The 17,574-nt window shown below is 49.7% G+C and carries 18 protein-coding genes and 1 tRNA gene; 13 read left to right on the forward strand and 6 right to left on the reverse strand.

What is annotated here, in order from left to right; translation table 11 throughout:
• Window positions 1-342 precede the first annotated feature (342 nt).
• From rimP to ACFQ2T_RS10000, 8 genes are all read left to right on the forward strand, one after another.
• A complete protein-coding gene (gene rimP, locus ACFQ2T_RS09965; RefSeq protein WP_379033969.1) occupies window positions 343-831 on the forward strand; it encodes a ribosome maturation factor RimP in 489 nt (162 codons plus the stop codon).
• A 38-nt stretch (window positions 832-869) separates the two neighbouring features.
• Window positions 870-2,336, forward strand: a complete 1,467-nt coding sequence (gene nusA / locus ACFQ2T_RS09970; RefSeq protein ID WP_379033971.1) for a transcription termination factor NusA — start codon at window positions 870-872, stop codon at window positions 2,334-2,336.
• A 143-nt stretch (window positions 2,337-2,479) separates the two neighbouring features.
• A complete protein-coding gene (infB, locus tag ACFQ2T_RS09975) occupies window positions 2,480-5,191 on the forward strand; it encodes a translation initiation factor IF-2 (protein WP_379033973.1) in 2,712 nt (903 codons plus the stop codon).
• Between the two features lie 126 nt (window positions 5,192-5,317).
• Window positions 5,318-5,704: a 30S ribosome-binding factor RbfA gene (gene rbfA, locus ACFQ2T_RS09980; RefSeq protein WP_379033975.1), complete on the forward strand. Its 387-nt coding sequence runs from the start codon at window positions 5,318-5,320 to the stop codon at window positions 5,702-5,704.
• A gap of 6 nt (window positions 5,705-5,710) precedes the next feature.
• Window positions 5,711-6,610 carry a tRNA pseudouridine(55) synthase TruB gene (truB, locus tag ACFQ2T_RS09985; RefSeq protein WP_379033977.1) on the forward strand — a complete coding sequence of 300 codons (900 nt, stop codon included), beginning with the start codon at window positions 5,711-5,713 and terminating at the stop codon, window positions 6,608-6,610.
• A 63-nt stretch (window positions 6,611-6,673) separates the two neighbouring features.
• A complete protein-coding gene (locus tag ACFQ2T_RS09990; protein WP_379033978.1) occupies window positions 6,674-7,705 on the forward strand; it encodes a histone deacetylase family protein in 1,032 nt (343 codons plus the stop codon).
• 59 nt (window positions 7,706-7,764) lie between these two features.
• On the forward strand, window positions 7,765-8,082 hold the full coding sequence (locus ACFQ2T_RS09995) for a hypothetical protein (RefSeq protein WP_379033980.1): 318 nt from the start codon (window positions 7,765-7,767) through the stop codon (window positions 8,080-8,082).
• A gap of 111 nt (window positions 8,083-8,193) precedes the next feature.
• Window positions 8,194-10,236: a TonB-dependent receptor gene (locus tag ACFQ2T_RS10000; RefSeq protein ID WP_379033982.1), complete on the forward strand. Its 2,043-nt coding sequence runs from the start codon at window positions 8,194-8,196 to the stop codon at window positions 10,234-10,236.
• Window positions 10,237-10,316: 80 nt separating this feature from the next.
• Here the strand turns inward: ACFQ2T_RS10000 and ACFQ2T_RS10005 are convergent, their stop codons facing one another.
• The gene (locus tag ACFQ2T_RS10005; protein ID WP_379033984.1) at window positions 10,317-10,712 is read right to left on the reverse strand and encodes a diacylglycerol kinase; all 396 of its coding nucleotides are present in this window, start codon (window positions 10,710-10,712) and stop codon (window positions 10,317-10,319) included.
• A 76-nt stretch (window positions 10,713-10,788) separates the two neighbouring features.
• Between ACFQ2T_RS10005 and ACFQ2T_RS10010 the strand changes: the two genes are divergently transcribed.
• Window positions 10,789-11,061, forward strand: a complete 273-nt coding sequence (locus ACFQ2T_RS10010; RefSeq protein ID WP_379033986.1) for an oxidative damage protection protein — start codon at window positions 10,789-10,791, stop codon at window positions 11,059-11,061.
• Between the two features lie 51 nt (window positions 11,062-11,112).
• Here the strand turns inward: ACFQ2T_RS10010 and phoU are convergent, their stop codons facing one another.
• The gene (gene phoU / locus ACFQ2T_RS10015) at window positions 11,113-11,817 is read right to left on the reverse strand and encodes a phosphate signaling complex protein PhoU (protein ID WP_055829012.1); all 705 of its coding nucleotides are present in this window, start codon (window positions 11,815-11,817) and stop codon (window positions 11,113-11,115) included.
• Between the two features lie 84 nt (window positions 11,818-11,901).
• Entirely contained in the window at window positions 11,902-12,570 is a 669-nt protein-coding gene (gene rpiA, locus ACFQ2T_RS10020) for a ribose-5-phosphate isomerase RpiA (RefSeq protein ID WP_379033988.1), read from the reverse strand.
• 89 nt (window positions 12,571-12,659) lie between these two features.
• Between rpiA and ilvA the strand changes: the two genes are divergently transcribed.
• Window positions 12,660-14,171 (forward strand): threonine ammonia-lyase, biosynthetic, encoded by a 1,512-nt coding sequence (gene ilvA, locus ACFQ2T_RS10025; protein WP_379033990.1) that lies wholly within the window; start codon window positions 12,660-12,662, stop codon window positions 14,169-14,171.
• Window positions 14,172-14,322: 151 nt separating this feature from the next.
• Window positions 14,323-15,441: a YVTN family beta-propeller repeat protein gene (locus ACFQ2T_RS10030; RefSeq protein WP_379033992.1), complete on the forward strand. Its 1,119-nt coding sequence runs from the start codon at window positions 14,323-14,325 to the stop codon at window positions 15,439-15,441.
• A gap of 75 nt (window positions 15,442-15,516) precedes the next feature.
• Here ACFQ2T_RS10030 and ACFQ2T_RS10035 read toward each other — a convergent pair whose 3' ends face one another.
• The 3 genes from ACFQ2T_RS10035 to ACFQ2T_RS10045 form a co-directional block, all read right to left on the reverse strand.
• Window positions 15,517-15,750, reverse strand: a complete 234-nt coding sequence (locus tag ACFQ2T_RS10035) for a sulfurtransferase TusA family protein (protein WP_379033994.1) — start codon at window positions 15,748-15,750, stop codon at window positions 15,517-15,519.
• 26 nt (window positions 15,751-15,776) lie between these two features.
• Window positions 15,777-16,094, reverse strand: coding sequence for a rhodanese-like domain-containing protein (locus ACFQ2T_RS10040; protein WP_379033995.1), 318 nt, complete (start codon window positions 16,092-16,094; stop codon window positions 15,777-15,779).
• Between the two features lie 41 nt (window positions 16,095-16,135).
• Window positions 16,136-16,211: transfer RNA gene (locus tag ACFQ2T_RS10045), tRNA-Phe, on the reverse strand.
• A 225-nt stretch (window positions 16,212-16,436) separates the two neighbouring features.
• Here ACFQ2T_RS10045 and ACFQ2T_RS10050 point away from each other — a divergent pair.
• Both ACFQ2T_RS10050 and ACFQ2T_RS10055 read left to right on the forward strand, forming a co-directional pair.
• Window positions 16,437-16,619, forward strand: coding sequence for a hypothetical protein (locus ACFQ2T_RS10050; protein WP_379033997.1), 183 nt, complete (start codon window positions 16,437-16,439; stop codon window positions 16,617-16,619).
• Window positions 16,601-17,494 carry a PfkB family carbohydrate kinase gene (locus tag ACFQ2T_RS10055; protein WP_379033999.1) on the forward strand — a complete coding sequence of 298 codons (894 nt, stop codon included), beginning with the start codon at window positions 16,601-16,603 and terminating at the stop codon, window positions 17,492-17,494. Before ACFQ2T_RS10050 ends, ACFQ2T_RS10055 begins: the two co-directional genes overlap by 19 nt.
• The last annotated feature ends 80 nt before the right edge of the window (window positions 17,495-17,574 follow it).

Genomic DNA, 17,574 nt, shown 5'->3' on the forward strand with positions numbered 1-17,574 from the left:
TAAAACATTTAATAGACTGCCATGAAATCTGTATTGGGGAACTGCTTGCTACCAATGATTCACGCCGCTGGGTCAGTATTGGTCTGCGTTGTACGGCTGTTGTTGCGTCTTCTCCCTCGTCTACAAGCATCATAAGCATCCAAAACAAGCATGTCATTGACCCAAGTGGGCTAATCAGAATCAGATGACCTTTATTTATCGCAAAAATGCAAGGCGGGCCACAGGTGGGGCTGCAAGTTATGGCTTTAAATTTAAAAGGAATTTTGGTATAATGCTGTGGATTGATGGGCTTTGCGCCCATTTTTCGTTTCTGGTCGATATGTTTGGGAAATAAGGGTCGCCATGCAGGATTTGCATTCGGTTGTTGAAAAGACAGTTACCCAATTGGGATATGAGTTGGTTGATTTTGAAATATCCAACCGCGGTAAATTGCTACGCGTGTTTATCGATAAGCTGGCGCCTACGGATATTAAAGACAGTGTGAACATTGATGACTGCGTGCTGGTAAGCAACCAGTTGGGTAATGTGTTAACCGTCGAACTGGATATCGATTATGACAGGCTGGAAGTGTCGTCTGCTGGCCTGGATCGTGTATTGCGCAAAGAAAGTGATTTTGTCCGCTTTGCAGGTGAACGAGTGCAGATCAAGTTGCGAATCGGGATTAAGGATGACGGCCCTAAATCCACACCAACGACGCTGCCAAGAAAAACCTTTTTAGGTATTCTGCAAGGCGTTGAAGAGGGCAAGGTAAAGATTGAGTGTGATGGCTGGAATTACAGTTTATCGCTGGATAATATAGACAAGGCTCGTTTGAGCCCGGTTTTTGATTAATTCGTTTAGTTAATTCGTACGGTGCGTTGGAGATTGCGATGAGTCGTGAAATATTGTTGTTGGTTGATGCTCTGGCACATGAAAAGAATGTCAGTAAAGAAGTGATTTTTACGGCATTGGAGCTGGCATTGGCTTCAGCAACTAAAAAGAACCATGAAGAAGGTGCCGACATTCGTGTGGAAATTGACCGCGAAAGTGGTGATTACAGCACTTTCAGACGCTGGCAATATGTCGAGTACGACTTGCTCGAAAGCTCCACCTATCAATTTGATGAAGAAGACGCACGTGCGGAAGGCCGCCAGATTGGCGATTATGCCGAAGAACCATTAGAGTCTATCTCTTTTGGCCGTATTGGCGCACAAGCTGCCAAACAAGTGATTCTGCAAAAAGTACGTGAAGCTGAACGTGAACAAATGATCCAGGACTTTTTGGGTCGTGGCGAAAGCCTGGTCACTGGTGTGATCAAGCGTATGGAAAAGGGCAACGCGATTATCGAGGTGGGCCGTATTGAGTGCCTGTTACCACGTGAAGCGATGATTCAGAAAGAAAACCTGCGTGTGGGTGACCGTGTACGTGCCTACTTGTCACGCGTAGACCGTGGTGGCCGTGGCCCACAGTTGATTTTGTCGCGTATTGCACCTGATTTCCTCAAACGTTTGTTTGAGCTGGAAGTGCCTGAAATTGAAGAAGGTTTGCTGGAGATTCGCTCTGCAGCGCGTGATCCTGGTTTGCGTTCCAAGATCGCAGTGAAAACCAATGACCAGCGCCTGGACCCGGTAGGTACCTGTGTCGGTATGCGTGGTTCACGTGTACAGGCAGTGACTTCCGAATTGGGTGGCGAGCGTGTTGATATCGTGTTGTGGAGCATGGACCCGGCGCAGTTTGTGATTAACGCACTGGCCCCGGCTGAAGTGAGCTCTATCGTTGTCGATGAAGATGCACATAGCATGGATGTAGTGGTGAGCGAGGAGCAATTAGCCGTGGCGATTGGCCGTAATGGGCAAAATGTGCGCCTGGCTTCTGAGCTGACTGGCTGGAGTCTGAATATCCTGACTGAAGAAGCCGCCGCACAGAAAAATCAGGACGAATACGCAAAAATCAGCCAGCTGTTTATTGAGAAGCTGGACGTGGATGAAGAAGTGGCCGATATCCTGGTGCAAGAAGGCTTTAGTACGCTGGAAGAAATTGCCTATGTGCCGATTTCGGAGATGGCTGAGATTGAAGCCTTTGATGAAGACACAGTGAATGAGTTACGTTCACGCGCACGCGCTGCTTTACTGACCGAGGCGATAGCCAAAGAAGAGAAAGTGGAAGAAGACACGCATGATTTGATGACGCTTGAAGGCATGGATGCGGATACAGCACACAAGCTTTCAGCGAATAACATCCATTCAAGCGAAGACCTGGCTGAACTGGCAGTGGATGAGCTGGTTGAGCTGACTGGAATAGATGATGAGCGTGCCAAGGCATTGATTATGACCGCGCGCGCGCCCTGGTTTAAATAACCTGGCGCTAAAGCAGCCCAGGTTTTAAATAGTCTGGGTTTGTTACCTGAGTTTAAGTAATTTGCGGTTTCTTGTAACCCGCCAGGCAAGAATCATGCGTACACCTTAAATTAGAATATAAAGTAATTGAACTGGAGCAGTACATGGCACTTTCAACCGTCGCACAATTTGCCGCAGAGCTGGGTCTTCCAACGACCCTGCTCATCGAGCAACTGAAAGGCGCAGGCGTCAATAAAACGTCTGTGGATGATTTTTTGGAAGAAGGTGACAAGGCTGCACTGCTGGATTACTTGCGTAAAGAGCATGGCGCCGCCAATGCCCCAAAAGGCAAAATCACCCTGATGCGCAAGCAGAACACCGAGATCAAAAAAACGGATAGTTCAGGCAAGGCACGCACCATTCAGGTTGAAGTGCGCAAAAAACGTGTATTGGAGCGCCCTGAAGAAGGTGGTTACGAGTCTCCCGTTGAAGCCGCTGCCATTGAAGAGGTGAGCACTGCACTGCCTGAAGAATTCGAAGAAACAATAGCCGAAGTTCAGCCTGAAGTTGAGGCGCCGGTCATCGAAGCGCCTGTGGTTGAAGCTGAGCCTGAGCCAGTGGTGGAGCCCATTGCTGAAGTGGCAGAACCTGCGCCTGAAGCAGAGGTACCCGCTGCACCTGTCGCCAAAGCCAAAGGCGCAGTATTGTCTGTGCAAGAAATCGCTTTGCGTGAAAACGAAGCGGCGCGTCATGCTAAATTATTATCACTCCAGGCAGAAGATGTACAACGCAAGCAGGCACTGACATTGCGTCGCGCTGAAGAAGAAGCGAAACGTCAGGCCGATGCTGAAGCAGCCAAGAACAAGCCAGCGCCTACGAAATTATCTGAAGGTACCCTGCATAAGCCAGCGAACAAAGTTGCTGACAAACCGGCGGAAAGCAAAGATAAAAAGAGCAAGCCTGGTAATCGTGACTGGAACGATAACGAAAACAAAAAACGCGGTATCAAAACCCGTGGTGATGCAGCTGGCGGCACCTCTCAGGGATGGCGCACCCCTAAAGGCAAGCATCACAAGTCAAACAAAGATGATCAGCACGCATTTAATGCACCAACTGAGCCAGTGATCAAAGAGGTCATGATCCCTGAAACCATTTCAGTGGCTGACCTGGCACACAAAATGTCCGTGAAAGCTGCTGAAGTGATCAAAGCCCTGATGAAAATGGGCATGATGGTCACCATCAACCAAGTGCTGGATCAAGACACTGCGATTATTCTGGTAGAAGAAATGGGACATAAAGCCCTAGCCGCTGCTGCCAACGATCCTGAGAGTTTCCTCGAAGAAACCGATATGACGGAAGCCGTGTTGCAAGCACGCCCGCCTGTCGTCACAGTTATGGGTCACGTTGACCATGGTAAAACCTCCTTGCTGGATTATATCCGCCGTAGCCGTGTGGCTTCCGGTGAAGCGGGTGGCATTACCCAGCATATCGGCGCCTATCATGTGGAAACGCCACGTGGCATGGTGACTTTCCTGGATACCCCGGGTCACGAGGCGTTTACTGCCATGCGTGCCCGTGGCGCCAAGGCCACGGATATTGTGATTCTGGTTGTGTCTGCCGATGATGGTGTCATGCCGCAAACGATCGAAGCGATCCACCATGCTAAAGCGGGTAATGTGCCTATCGTGGTGGCGATCAACAAGATCGATAAACCAGAGGCGCAGCCTGAGCGTGTGAAGAGCGAACTGATTACCCATGAAGTGGTGCCGGAAGAATATGGTGGTGAAGCCATGTTCCGCGAAGTGTCTGCTAAAACAGGTAAAGGCATTGACGAGTTATTGGAAGCGGTATTGTTACAGGCTGAAGTGCTTGAACTGATGGCACCACAAAATACGCCGGCCACAGGCCTGGTGATTGAAGGTCGCCTGGATAAAGGCCGTGGTCCGGTCACTACTGTATTGGTGCAATCCGGCATCTTGCGCCGTGGCGATATGTTGCTGGCAGGCACTGCTTATGGCCGTGTACGCGCCATGCTGGATGAGAACGGCAATGATATCAAAGAAGCAGGTCCTTCTATTCCGGTAGAAGTGCTCGGTTTGTCTGACGTGCCAAGTGCCGGTGAAGAAACCATTGTCCTGAATGACGAGCGCAAGGCACGTGAAATTGCCCTGTTCCGTCAAGGAAAGTTCCGTGATGTGAAACTGGCTAAACAGCATGCAGCCAAGCTGGAAAATATTTTTGAAAATATGGGTGAAGGCGCAGTGCAAACACTGAACCTGATTGTTAAATCAGATGTTCAGGGTTCTTTCGAAGCCTTGACGACCAGCTTGCAGAAACTGTCTACCAGCGAAGTGCGCGTCAATATTATCCATACCGCTGTCGGTGCGATCAGTGAGTCTGATGTCAACCTGGCAGCTGCGTCCAAAGCCGTGTTGATTGGCTTTAACGTGCGTGCCGATACTGGCGCACGCAAACTGGTCGAAAACCTGGGTGTGGATTTACGTTACTACAATATTATTTATGAAGCAGTAGACGAAATCAAAGCCGCTTTGGGTGGCATGCTGGCACCAGAGCAAAAAGAGCAAATGATTGGTACCGTGGAAATCCGCGAAGTGTACCGCATTTCCAAAGTGGGCTCTGTGGCTGGTTGTTATGTACAGGATGGCGTGGTTAAACGGAATGCTAAAGTCCGCCTGTTACGTAACAATGTGATTATTCATACCGGTGAGCTTGATTCGTTGAAACGCTTTAAAGACGATGTCAAGGAAGTCAAAAACAACCTTGAATGTGGCCTGTCACTCAAGAACTACAACGAGATTGAAGTTGGCGATACGTTAGAAATCTACGAAGTCGTTGAAGTGGCTCGTACGCTTTGACTTTAAAACCCGTCATGATGCTTTGTTGCCACCCAAAAAATGTTCGCTTACATATTCAAGATATGCAGCGCTCCATTTTTTGTGTGACGCCTAGCCTCATTTAGGCTTTTAAAGTCAGGAGGATATATGGCTAAAGCATTTTCTCGTAACGACCGTGTCTCTGAGCAAATACGCCGCGAACTGGCTGATTTGCTGATGTTTGAGGTGAAAGACCCGCGTGTGCAAATGGTGACCTTGACTGATGTTGAGGTTGCCGGTGACATGGCACACGCAAAAGTGTTCTACACTGCATCCAAAAGCAGTAAAGGCCTGCAGGAAGGCCTTGAAAAAGCTGCCGGTTTCTTGCGCTCGCAACTAGGCAAACGCATGATGTTGCGGACCATGCCGCAACTCCATTTTGTCTATGACGAATCGATAGACCGCGGCATGCACATGGATAAGCTGATTAATCAGGCCGTCTCCGAACCACCGGTGCCTGAACCAGCGACACCTGACACCCCTTCGCAAGAATAACTTTCTATGCAAACAAAACGCATCAAACGCGCCGTTCACGGCGTGTTACTGCTGGATAAACCGCATGGTTATTCATCCAACCAGGCACTGCAAAAAGTCAAATGGCTGTACCAGGCCCAAAAAGCCGGACATACCGGCACGCTGGATCCGCTGGCCACTGGCGTACTGCCTATCTGTCTGGGCGAAGCCACCAAATTTGCGCAACACCTGACTGACGAAAATAAAACTTACGTAGCCACCGTCAAGTTTGGCATCACGACCACGACAGGTGACAAAGAAGGCGAGATTTTGCAGGAGGTCACCTGCGATGTACAGGCACCAGCGATTAAAGCGGTATTGCCTGCATTGACAGGTGAAATTACCCAGATTCCTCCCATGTATTCTGCCCTCAAGGTGGATGGCAAGCCTCTCTATGCTTATGCCAGGGAAGGTATAGAGCTGGAACGTAAGCCACGCCAGGTGACTATCTACGCAATGCAATTGCTGGATTGCCAGGATAATATCGCACGTATCGAAGTGACTTGTAGCAAAGGTACTTATATCCGCACCCTGGCCGAAGATATCGGTAAAGCGCTTAGTGTCGGTGCCCACCTGATAAACTTGCGCAGGACTGCCACAGCCACCTACCAGATCGTACATACTGTGACACTAGAGGGTTTGGAGGCAATGACCATGGAAGCGCGGGATGCGCTGCTGTTGCCGGTAGATACTGCCATTACCGCCCTGCCTAAGTTAGAACTGTCTACAGATGCCGCGTACTATTTCAAGCAGGGCAATCCGGTCTGGTTGCCGGGGCTGATTCCTGACGGTGATTTGAGGGTATATAGTGAAGCAGGTTTGTTCCTTGGGCTAGGTGTGCAGCTTGCAAATGGACGGGTCGCACCCAAGCGCGTGGTTAATTTGTAGTGTTGCGGGATGCTTGCCTGCTCTTGAGCGCATCCTTGTACAGCGGTGGTTGAGGAGGGTGAAATGCATTTCTGGCTACGCAGTTATTTTCTGGGTTTCTTTTTACTATCTATCCTGCCGCTCGAAGCCCAGGCTTCACCGGTCACTATCCTCTACAGCGATCGCTTTTTGCAACATGACACCGGTACAGGCCACCCGGAGGCTCCCGACCGGCTTGCATATATTGTCCAACACCTCAAACAGCACCAAACCCTTAATGCCAATCTCCATTGGCCTGCATTTTTTGCGGCCAAGCGTGAAAATTTGCTCGCTGTGCATCAGGCCAGCTATCTTGATTTGCTAGAAGCCGAGCAGCAACAGCTGACCACCAGCAAGCCTTATCTCACGTTGAGTACCGGCGACACGGTGATTTCGAAAGATTCACTAGAAGTAGCCAGGCTGGCAAGTGGTGCAGCCATGGCGGGTGTTGATGCAGTGATGCAGAGCAAGACTAAAAGCGCATTTGCATTGGTCAGGCCGCCCGGGCATCATGCCACGGCTGATCGCGGCATGGGTTTCTGTATTTACAATCATGTCGCGGTGGCAGCACGCTATGCGCAAAAACAATATGGAGTGCAAAAGATATTGATTGTGGATATCGACGTGCATCACGGCAACGGCACCCAGGATATTTTTGAGCAGGACGACACTGTGTTTTACTTTAGCGCGCACCAGCATCCACTTTATCCACGGTCTGGCAGACCAGCAGAAGTCGGGAGTGGGCGTGGCAAAGGCTACACTATGAATGTAGATGTACCAGCCGGCAGTGACGAAGCTATCCTGCTGGCAGCCATTGACAGGCAACTTGTGCCTGCCATGCAACGCTTTCAACCCGAGTTGATTTTAGTGTCGGCGGGACTGGATACGCATCAGGGCGATTTACTTGGTGGCTTGAATTATTCGGATGCCGGTTATGCCGCCATTGCACGCAAACTGACCAATCTGGCTAACCAGTACGCGCAAGGCAAAACGGTTTGGGTGATGGAAGGCGGTTATGTACCAGCAAATAATGCGCATGCGGTTGAATCCATATTGCAGGTGCTGATAGTACAGTAGTCATATTTTTGCAACAAAATTGCATATCTTGCTGTGCGAGATATGTTAATATATTCAACATGTTAAAGCGGTTTTATATTTATGTGCTCCTTTCCATGCTGTTTGCGGTCACGCAAATCAGTATGGCTGCGCATGAAATCAGCCACTTAAACGATCTTGCCAGTCAGTCACAACCTGATTCAAAACATACTGGCAGTGAGCCTTGTACACTTTGTTTAAGCCTGTCTTTAATGGCAGGTGCTTTACCGACACCGGCTTTTGTCTTCCCGGTTGTCGCAAGTGATAAACCTGACTACACCATTACCTACCACGCTGTTGTGCAGTCCTCTAACCGGGTCTATGCTGCACGCGCCCCTCCCGTTCTTACTCAACGTTAACATCCCTGTTACCGCGCACCTGCGCGTTTGAATCATTGTTTGCAGAGCTTGCTGCCACATGAATGTGGTGTCAGCACTTGTCTGCGGACGGATAATTGTTGAGAAAGAATCATGATAAACACAGTAAAGCATACTTCGCGTGCTGCCCAGTTAACATTAAACCCTGTCTGGCTGGCGTTAACGACAGCTTTGGCTTTGCCAATCACAGCCCTGCATGCCGAAGAGCACAGCCATACGCTGGATATTGATAATGTGCCTGTTACCGGCAATCCATTAGGCGTTAGCTCTGATGACATGGTAGTGCCAGTCGCAGTGCTCGGCGGACGTGAATTGAGTTTGCGTCGCCAGGGCACGCTGGGCGAAACGTTGAATGGTATACCCGGTGTCACCGCCACCCAATTTGGCCCGAATGCGTCGCGCCCGATTATTCGAGGGCTTGATGGTGAGCGTGTGCGTATCATGCAAAACGGTGTCGGCATCCTCGATGCAGGGTCACTTAGCTTCGACCATGCCGTTGCCATTGATCCGTTGGTCATTGAGCAAATCGATGTTGTGCGCGGACCGGCGGCATTGCTCTATGGCGGCAGCGCAGTGGGCGGAGTTGTGAATGCCATTGATCACCGTATCCCCAAAGAATCTTTAAACGACATGACCGGACGTGGCGAAGCGCGTTTTGGCGGGCCGGATAATGCCCGTAATGGCGCTGCGGTGGTGGATGTCGGCAATGGTACATTTGCGATCCATGCCGACTTTTATTCGCGCGAAACCAGTAACCTGGATATCCCTGGTTATGCTGTGTCCAAGCGCAAAAGCCTGGCCGATGGAGAGCCTCGCGATAGCAAAGGCAAAGGTAAGTTGAATAACAGCAGTGCGCTGGCAAATGGTGGTGCTTTAGGAGCGGCATGGACATTTGACACCGGCTATCTGGGGGTTTCCTACTCCAGCTTGAATAATAATTATGGCGTAGTGGCAGAAGACGATGTACGTATTGATATGGAGCAAGAACGCTGGGAGATGGCCGGCGAAGTCAGGGAATTGCGTGGCCCGCTGCAGAAATTGAAGTTACGTGTAGCGCATACAGATTATCAACACGTCGAGCTGGAAGACGGACTAGTAGGCACCACCTTCAAGAACCGCGGTATGGAAGGCAGCCTGGAAGCTACCCATGTGCCATGGGCTGGCGTCAACGGCGTGGTCGGCTACCAGTTCCAGAATACGCGTTTCCAGGCGTTGGGTGAAGAAGCATTTGTGCCTAATGTAGTCACGCAGACACAGGCGCTCTATGTCTATGAAGAGTTACCTATCGACAAACATAAAATCACTTTTGGCGGACGCTTTGGTGAAACCTCAGTCAATTCGACTGCGGATGACAAATTTACGCAGGCGTTTAACAACCGCTTTAACCCTAACAGCTTTGCCTTAGGTGGTCTGTATACGATTGATGACGCATGGAGTGCAACTGCCAACCTGTCACATAACGAACGTGCACCTAGCTATTTTGAGCTGTATGCCAATGGCGAGCACGTGGCGACCGGGCAATTTGAAGTCGGTAATGTCAATCTGGATAAAGAGGTTTCCAACGGCATTGATGCACAATTAAAGTGGAAAGCCAACGGTCACAGTATTACGCTGGGGGCTTATGCGACACGCTTCCAGAACTTTATTGGCTTGTTAAATTCAGGTACAACCGATCCAGGAACTGGCCAGGAGATTGCCAACTTTACTGCGGTGCCGGCTTTGTTTAAAGGGCTGGAGCTGGAAGGCAAGTTTGCGCTGAACGACGAGTGGACACTTAAGATGCGCGGTGACTATGTACATGCCAAAGATACGCGGAATAACGAGTATCTGCCGCGTATTTCTCCATTACGTTTAGGCGGCGGGCTGGATTACCGGTTAGGTAGCTGGAATGCCCGCGTGGATGTGTTGCATGCCTTCAAACAAAACGATGTGGCTGAAAATGAATTGAAAACCGATGGCTATACTAATCTGAGCGCGTTGCTGGCTTACAAACTGCCTGTGAAATATCACGTTGAGCTGTTTGCCAAAGCCAATAACCTGCTCAATGACGAGATCCGTGAGCATGCTTCTTTCCTCAAGGATATTTCTCCGGCTGGTTCGCGGTCTATACTGGTTGGCGCCAGGGCTGACTTCTAGAATCCAGAGTGATTGAATCAATATGATGTAATAAAAAAGGTTGGCAATCGCCAACCTTTTTTATTTGCCAGATCCTCAGCTTAACCGAGCAGGATCAGTCCCCACACAACAGCCAGGTTGATAAGGGCCAGCAGTACTGCTGCACTACCAATATCCTTAGCGCGTTTAGCCAGTGCGTGACGCTCAATCGATACGCGGTCTACCACAGCCTCCACGGCTGAGTTCAGTAATTCTACGATCATGACTAACAGCACGCTGCCTACCATCAGGATACGGTGCAAGGCTTCTGCTTCAAGGTAAAACGCCAGTGGAATCAACACCAGCGAGAGCCACACTTCCTGCCTGAAAGCGTCTTCATGCTGGTAGGCGGCTTTGAAACCATCCATGGAATAGCCGAAAGCATTGACCAGGCGGCGGATGCCGGTTTTGCCTTTGAACGGACTTTCTTCGTGAGTGGGTGAGGGTTTGTTTTGCATGGATAGTCTCTAAAAATCTACATCACATTTTAACATGCGCTATGATAACGCTTTTAGCAGTGTAATGAGGATGAACATGGCAAGATTGGTGCAGTGCGTGAAACTGGGCAAGGAGTTGGACGGACTGGATTTCCCTCCGTATCCTGGCGAACTGGGTAAAAAGATTTATCTGCATGTGTCCAAGGAAGCATGGGCAGGTTGGCTGAAGCAGCAAACCATGCTGGTGAACGAGAACCGCCTGAGCCTGGCAGATGCCAGCGCCAGGAAGTATCTGTCTGAGCAAACTGAAAAGTATTTCTTTGGGGATGGTGCAGATGTGGCCACTGGTTATGTTCCACCCAGTGCTTAACTAGCCGGGCATAAAAAAAGCACTCTAAGGAGTGCTTTTTGTTTTTAATGATCAAGACATGGTTTCGCGTTTGATGTCTTCCAGGCTGGTATGGCGGATATCTTTACCTTTCACCATATACACCACATATTCAGAGATATTTTTGGCATGGTCACCAATACGCTCAATCGCTTTTGCCACAAACAGCACTTCAAGTGACATGGAAATAGTACGTGGATCTTCCAGCATAAAAGTGATCAGCTGGCGCATGGCTGCACGGAACTGCTCATCCACCTGCTCGTCCTGCTTGGCGACTTCAACAGTCTGGCTCACATCCAGGCGCGCGAATGAATCCAGTGAAGTACGCAGCATTTCACGCACCAGGCCGACCATGGATTTAATCTCGTTGAAACGAGGTTTGTACATGCGGTCCTGCTCATAGATACGCTGCGCAGTACGGGCAATTTTGGTCGCTTCGTCGCCGATGCGTTCCAGGTCAGTAATGGTTTTCACCATCATCATAATCATGCGCAAGTCACGTGCCGCAGGCTGGCGGCGGGCAATGATATGGCTACAGTCTTCATCGACTTGTACTTCCAGCGCATTGACGCGTGCGTCACGCGCCATCACATCTTTAGCCAGATTCACATCAGCCGTAGTCAATGATTCCAGCGCGTTTACAATTTGCTGTTCAACCAGCCCCCCCATTTCCAGAACCTTGGCGCGTACCGATTCCAGTTCAACATCATATTGTTTTGAGGTGTGTTCAAATTGCATGACGTCATTTCCTAATTATTGTGCCCGCTAGGTTACCAGTACAATGTGACAACTATATGATAGTTTTTAGCGTAATGTTTTCAATTATTTGGTCAGGGTTTTAACACCATTTGGCGTTGCAAGCAGCAAGACATTGGCTGGACGTGACGCAAACAAGCCGTTAGTGACTACACCGACAATCTGGTTGATTTTGGTTTCCAGTTCGATTGGGTCGCTGATCGTCAGCCCATGAACATCAAGAATGATGTTGCCATTATCGGTTGTGAAGTCACGCAACTTTGGCTGACCGCCGAGTTTGACCAATTCACGCGCTACCTGGCTACGCGCCATGGGCAGCACTTCAACCGGCAACGGAAATTTGCCCAGCACTGGAACGAATTTGCTTTCGTCGCAGATACAGATAAAGGATTTAGCCACGGCTGCGACGATTTTTTCACGCGTCAGCGCACCGCCACCACCTTTAAGCATGTGCAAATGCTCGGTAATTTCATCCGCGCCATCAACATAAATATCCAGGCTGTCGACACTGTTTAAATCAAATACTTCAATGCCATGGTCGCGCAAACGTTTGGCAGTCGCTTCCGAGCTGGCGACAGCACCTTCGATTTTGTGTTTAACTTTGGCTAATTCATCAATAAAAAAGTTGGCGGTTGAACCTGTACCCACACCGATAATGCCATCTTTTACATAGGTAATCGCTGCTTTTGCTACTTCCAGTTTAAGTGCGTCTTGTTGTGCTTTATCCAATGCCATCTGCTTCAATCCTTGATTAATTCTTTATAATACAAACAATTCCCTATCATACACTGCAACCTTGCGGTTTTAAAACCTTAAAGCACTTGATGACCACCGACTACCGCGAAAAAATCGAACACTCCCAAGTCTACGCCGTGGCCCGCCACACGCCGCTGGATATCATGCCCAACCTGTCCGTGAGGCTGCGTAATCAGGTCTTGCTCAAGCGTGAGGATATGCAGCCGGTATTCTCATTCAAGTTGCGCGGCGCCTATAATAAAATGGCCAATCTGCCGCAGGAGTCGCTCGCTCGCGGCGTGATTTGTGCCAGTGCCGGTAACCATGCGCAAGGCGTCGCCCTGAGCGCGCAAAAACTGGGCTGTCGTGCCGTGATTGTCATGCCGACCACGACGCCGGCAATCAAGATCAATGCGGTACGGGCGCGTGGAGCCGAAGTGGTGTTGTTCGGCGATAGCTATTCTGACGCGTATGCGCATGCGCTGGAAGTTGAAAAAAGCGAAGGCCTTACCTTTGTACACCCATACGATGACCCGGATGTGATTGCCGGGCAAGGCACGATTGCCATGGAGGTTTTGCAGGACCATCCTGAACCTATCGAGGCAATTTTCTGTTGCGTGGGTGGTGGCGGTTTGCTGGCGGGTATTGCCGCCTATGTCAAAGCATTGCGGCCTGAAATCAAAGTGATTGGGGTGGAAGCGCAAGATGCCGAAGCTATGACCGAATCGCTCAAAACTGGCCAGCGCATCATGCTGGAGCAAGTGGGCTTGTTTGCCGATGGTGCCGCTGTGAAGCAGGTTGGAGAGCATACCTTTGCACTGGTGCAGCAATATGTCGATGAGATGATCGTGGTCGATAACGATGAGATCTGTGCCGCGATCAAAGACGTGTTTGAAGACACGCGCAGTATTTTGGAGCCAGCTGGCGCACTGGCCGTGGCCGGGTTGAAAGCCTATGCTGAACGGCATCAACTACAAGGCAAAAACCTGGTAGCCGTTGCTTCTGGCGCCAATATGAACTTTGACCGCCTGCGGTTTATTGCCGAGCGGGCCGAGTTGGGTGAACACCGCGAAGCGGTGTTTGCCGTGACGATTCCCGAAACACCTGGTGCTTTTAAAACCTTCTGCCGCTTACTGGGCAATCGCAACATTACTGAGTTCAATTACCGTTATTCCGACGCAAAAAATGCGCATATTTTTGTGGGTGTGTCGGTGCAAAATCCGAATGAGCCGGCTGAGATTACCCGCGCGCTTGATGCTGCAGGCCTGAAAGCTTTGGACCTGACTGGCAATGAAATGGCCAAATTGCATTTGCGTCACCTGGTGGGCGGACATGCGCCGCAGGCGCGCAACGAAGTTGTTTACCGGTTTGAGTTTCCCGAAAAACCCGGCGCATTGATGAACTTTCTTGAATCTATGGGTCACAACTGGAACATCAGTTTGTTTCATTACCGCAACCATGGCGCCGACTTTGGCCGTGTGCTGGTAGGCATGCAGGTGCCACAGGAAGACAAAGCTGCTTTCGAGCAATTTCTTAAACAGCTTGGTTATCCCTACTGGGATGAAAGTAACAATCCAGCTTATCAGTTATTCCTGGGCTAAATCTTTTTGGTCTTTATCAGCCAATGTGGTGGTTTATATCAACCACTTTTTGCTGTAGATAGATTGCAATTGGCGTATGCATTGCCTTGGTCGCTGAGAATGAATATTGCTGGTGTCATTAAACTTAAATAATAATCAGGAGATAGATTGCATGTTGAATTCACCCTTAGCGCGTCGCGCGCGCACCAGTTTGCTGTTGCTGGCACTGGTCGCCACTGTGGCTGCCTGTAACAAAGCGGAAGAGCCTGCTGCTGAAGCTGCAGCGCCGGCCTCTGATAATCTGAGTGCTGGCCCGGTAGCTTATGTATCCACACAAGATGCCGGTGTGGATGTGATTGACCTGGTGACCATGCAAGTGTCCAAACAGTTGAACGTCAAAGCTGAAGGTCCGCGCGGTTTGGCGGTGACTGACGACGGCAAGAAACTGATTGTCGCTACTAAAGATAACGAAAGCATCTCAGTGATTGATACTGCGACCGGTGAAGTGTTGCAGCAGATCAATGTTGGCAAGAATCCTGAGTTTGTACGCGTAAGTGGCAACTATGCTTTCGTGTCTTCAGAACCTAGCGCTAAAGGCGGGCCTCCGCCAAAAGCGGGTGAAGAAGACGATGACGATGATGACGAAGAAAAAATCCCGGCAAAAATCGCTGTGGTGGATTTAACCAAAGGTGAAAAAGTACGCGAAATCACTGGCGGGCCGGAAACTGAAGGGATTGAATTTTCAGCCGATGGCAAGCAGCTGGTCATCACCAACGAGGCTGACAATACTGTCACCGTACATAACATTGAAACCGGCGAATTGATTAAAACCGTGCAGACGCATAGTCATGGTGATCGCCCTCGCGGCATCAAGGTTTCACCAGATGGCAATACTTACCTGGCAACGCTGGAGTTCGGTAATAAATTCCTGGTGCTGGATAAAGAGTTTAACGTGGTGCGTACAGTAGACACTGCCGAAACGCCATACGGGATAGCCTATGATGCCAAAGGCGAGCGCATTTTTGTTGCGACCAACAAAGCGAAGTTGCTGCAAGTGTTTGATGCCAACACTTTTGAGAAAATCAAAGAAGTGCCTACCGGTAACCGTTGCTGGCATTTCAGCTTTACGCCAAATAATAAGGACATTCTGTTAGCCTGCGGTAAATCCGACGCAGTGCTGGTGATCGATGCAGAAAAGCTTGAAGTCACCAAGCAGATCGCTGTTAAAAATATGCCTTGGGGTGTAGTGACCTATCCGAAAGCCATGGGTAGCCTGGAAAACGCGAAGTAATCGCTAACTCTTGAATAAAAAAGCCCGTAATATGCGGGCTTTTTTATTCATTCAATTTATTGATTATGAGAGCAGTTATGCAGTGCGCTTTTTGATCCAGAAAGTGAAAATGCCATCGCTCTCTTGTAACTCAAGTAAGGTATGACCCGTCTGGCGGCAAAACGCATCGAAATCTTTTTTTGAGCCAGGGTCAGTCGCCATGATCTTCAGCACTTGTGCCGGGCCTAAGTCATTCAAAGCCTTTTTACAGCGCAAAATAGGCAAAGGGCAGTTCAAGTTACGTGCATCCACTTCTTTATCGCTTACCATTTGAATATCCTGGAATGAATATTTAACTACGCTGGTTCAATCGGCAAACCGGCGCCAGCCCATGCCAATATGCCACCCGCGAGGTGGGAGACATCAGCGCAGCCTTGTGCAAGCGCGAATTCACCTGCAGAAACAGAGCGTACGCCACTGCGGCAATAAAACACCAGTTTTTTATCCTGCGGCAGTTGATTAAACGCGGTGGCTAGGTTGCCCAAAGGCACATGCAAAGCGCCAGGCAATATGCCGGAGACCAGCTCGTGATCATTGCGGATATCAATCAGCAATACCGAAGGGTCATTCAATAAGGGGTGTAATTCATCCGGTGTTAAGTGTTTTAATGACATCAACAAACCCAGGAATAATATGCCGGAAGGCATGGAAGAAGTGGTGGCCAGAGGCAGAATCGAACTGCCGACACGAGGATTTTCAATCCTCTGCTCTACCGACTGAGCTATCTGGCCAACAACAATTCAGGTCGCCCCGAATTGCAAGAGGCGCATTATAGCAAAGATATTCGGGAATGCACACAAAAGATAAAAAAATTAACTGCACGGGGAAAATTGTGTTGCAGAGCGCCATTCCTCAAAGATTGCGCCCTGCCTGTAATTAAACATCTGAACATTTTAGCTTTAACGTTGACCAATCATTTGTTGCCAGTAACCTGCCTGCGACCTATGGCAAGGGCCATGGCTGCTCAATTGCAACAGTGGTTTGTGACCGTGGTCAAACCCGCAAGCCCTGTGATGCATGCTGATAAAATGCCAGGTCTTGAACAGTGGCTCTCTGGCAGAGCTTTTGCGCAAAGTTTACTTGCGATCGTCGGTGATTTAATAAAAATAAGGATAAACGAATGTCAAATTCAGTCATGATTTTAGGCGAAGTCCTGGGGGATGTTTTTCCCGAGCAAACCATTATCGGTGGCGCACCTTATAACGTTGCACGGCACTGTCACGCGTTTGGGCTGGATGTGCATTTGTTAAGCGCTGTTGGTAAAGATGTTTTGGGGCAACGTATCCTGGATGAAATGCACGAGGCTGGCTTGTCCACCAGAGGCGTGCAACAGAAGGCAGAGCTGCCGACCGGGCAGGTCAAGGTGCATTTCGAACAGCATGGGCATCGTTTCGAAATCCTGGATGGGCAAGCCTATGATGCGCTGGATTGGCTGCCGGTAGAAACATTGACCGGGCAATATCCGCCCGATCTGGTGTATTTCGGCACCCTCGCCCTCAGGCATGCGCCCATGCAAGGCATTGCCGAGCAATGGTTAAAGCTTTGCCATGGTGCCACTGTGTTTTGCGATATCAATCTGCGCGCGCCGTGGTATGACAAAACCAGTTTAAAGTTGGCTTTGAACGCGGCGGATATCCTCAAAATCAATCATGAAGAATTGCCGGAGGTAAACAAGCTGCTAGGCCTGCCCGCCGAGGCGGATTTAAACGCGCAAGCAAGGCAGTTGCTGCAAGCATTCAATTTGCGCGAAATGTTTGTCACCTGCGGCGAGCAGGGCAGTTTCTGGCTGGATGAACATGGCAGTAGCTTCCGTGAAGCGCCTGTGGCCTTGCAGGCACCGTTTGTCGATAGCGTAGGCGCCGGGGATGCTTATACTTCGATTGTCATTCGCGGTCTGCTGGCAGATATGCCCAGGCAAACCATGTTGGCCGATGCTGCCAGATTTGCTGCGGCCATCTGTAGTATCCGTGGTGCTGTGCCTGAGGACGTCGGGTTTTATAAAGACTTCGCATAATTGCCTTTACGCACAAAATAGCCAAAAAATTAGCAAAAACAGAAACTTACTTGAATAAAATCCTTTGCAAGGCAGGGCTT

It is taken from the genome of Methylophilus flavus, from assembly GCF_042678905.1.
GTDB lineage: Bacteria > Pseudomonadota > Gammaproteobacteria > Burkholderiales > Methylophilaceae > Methylophilus > Methylophilus flavus.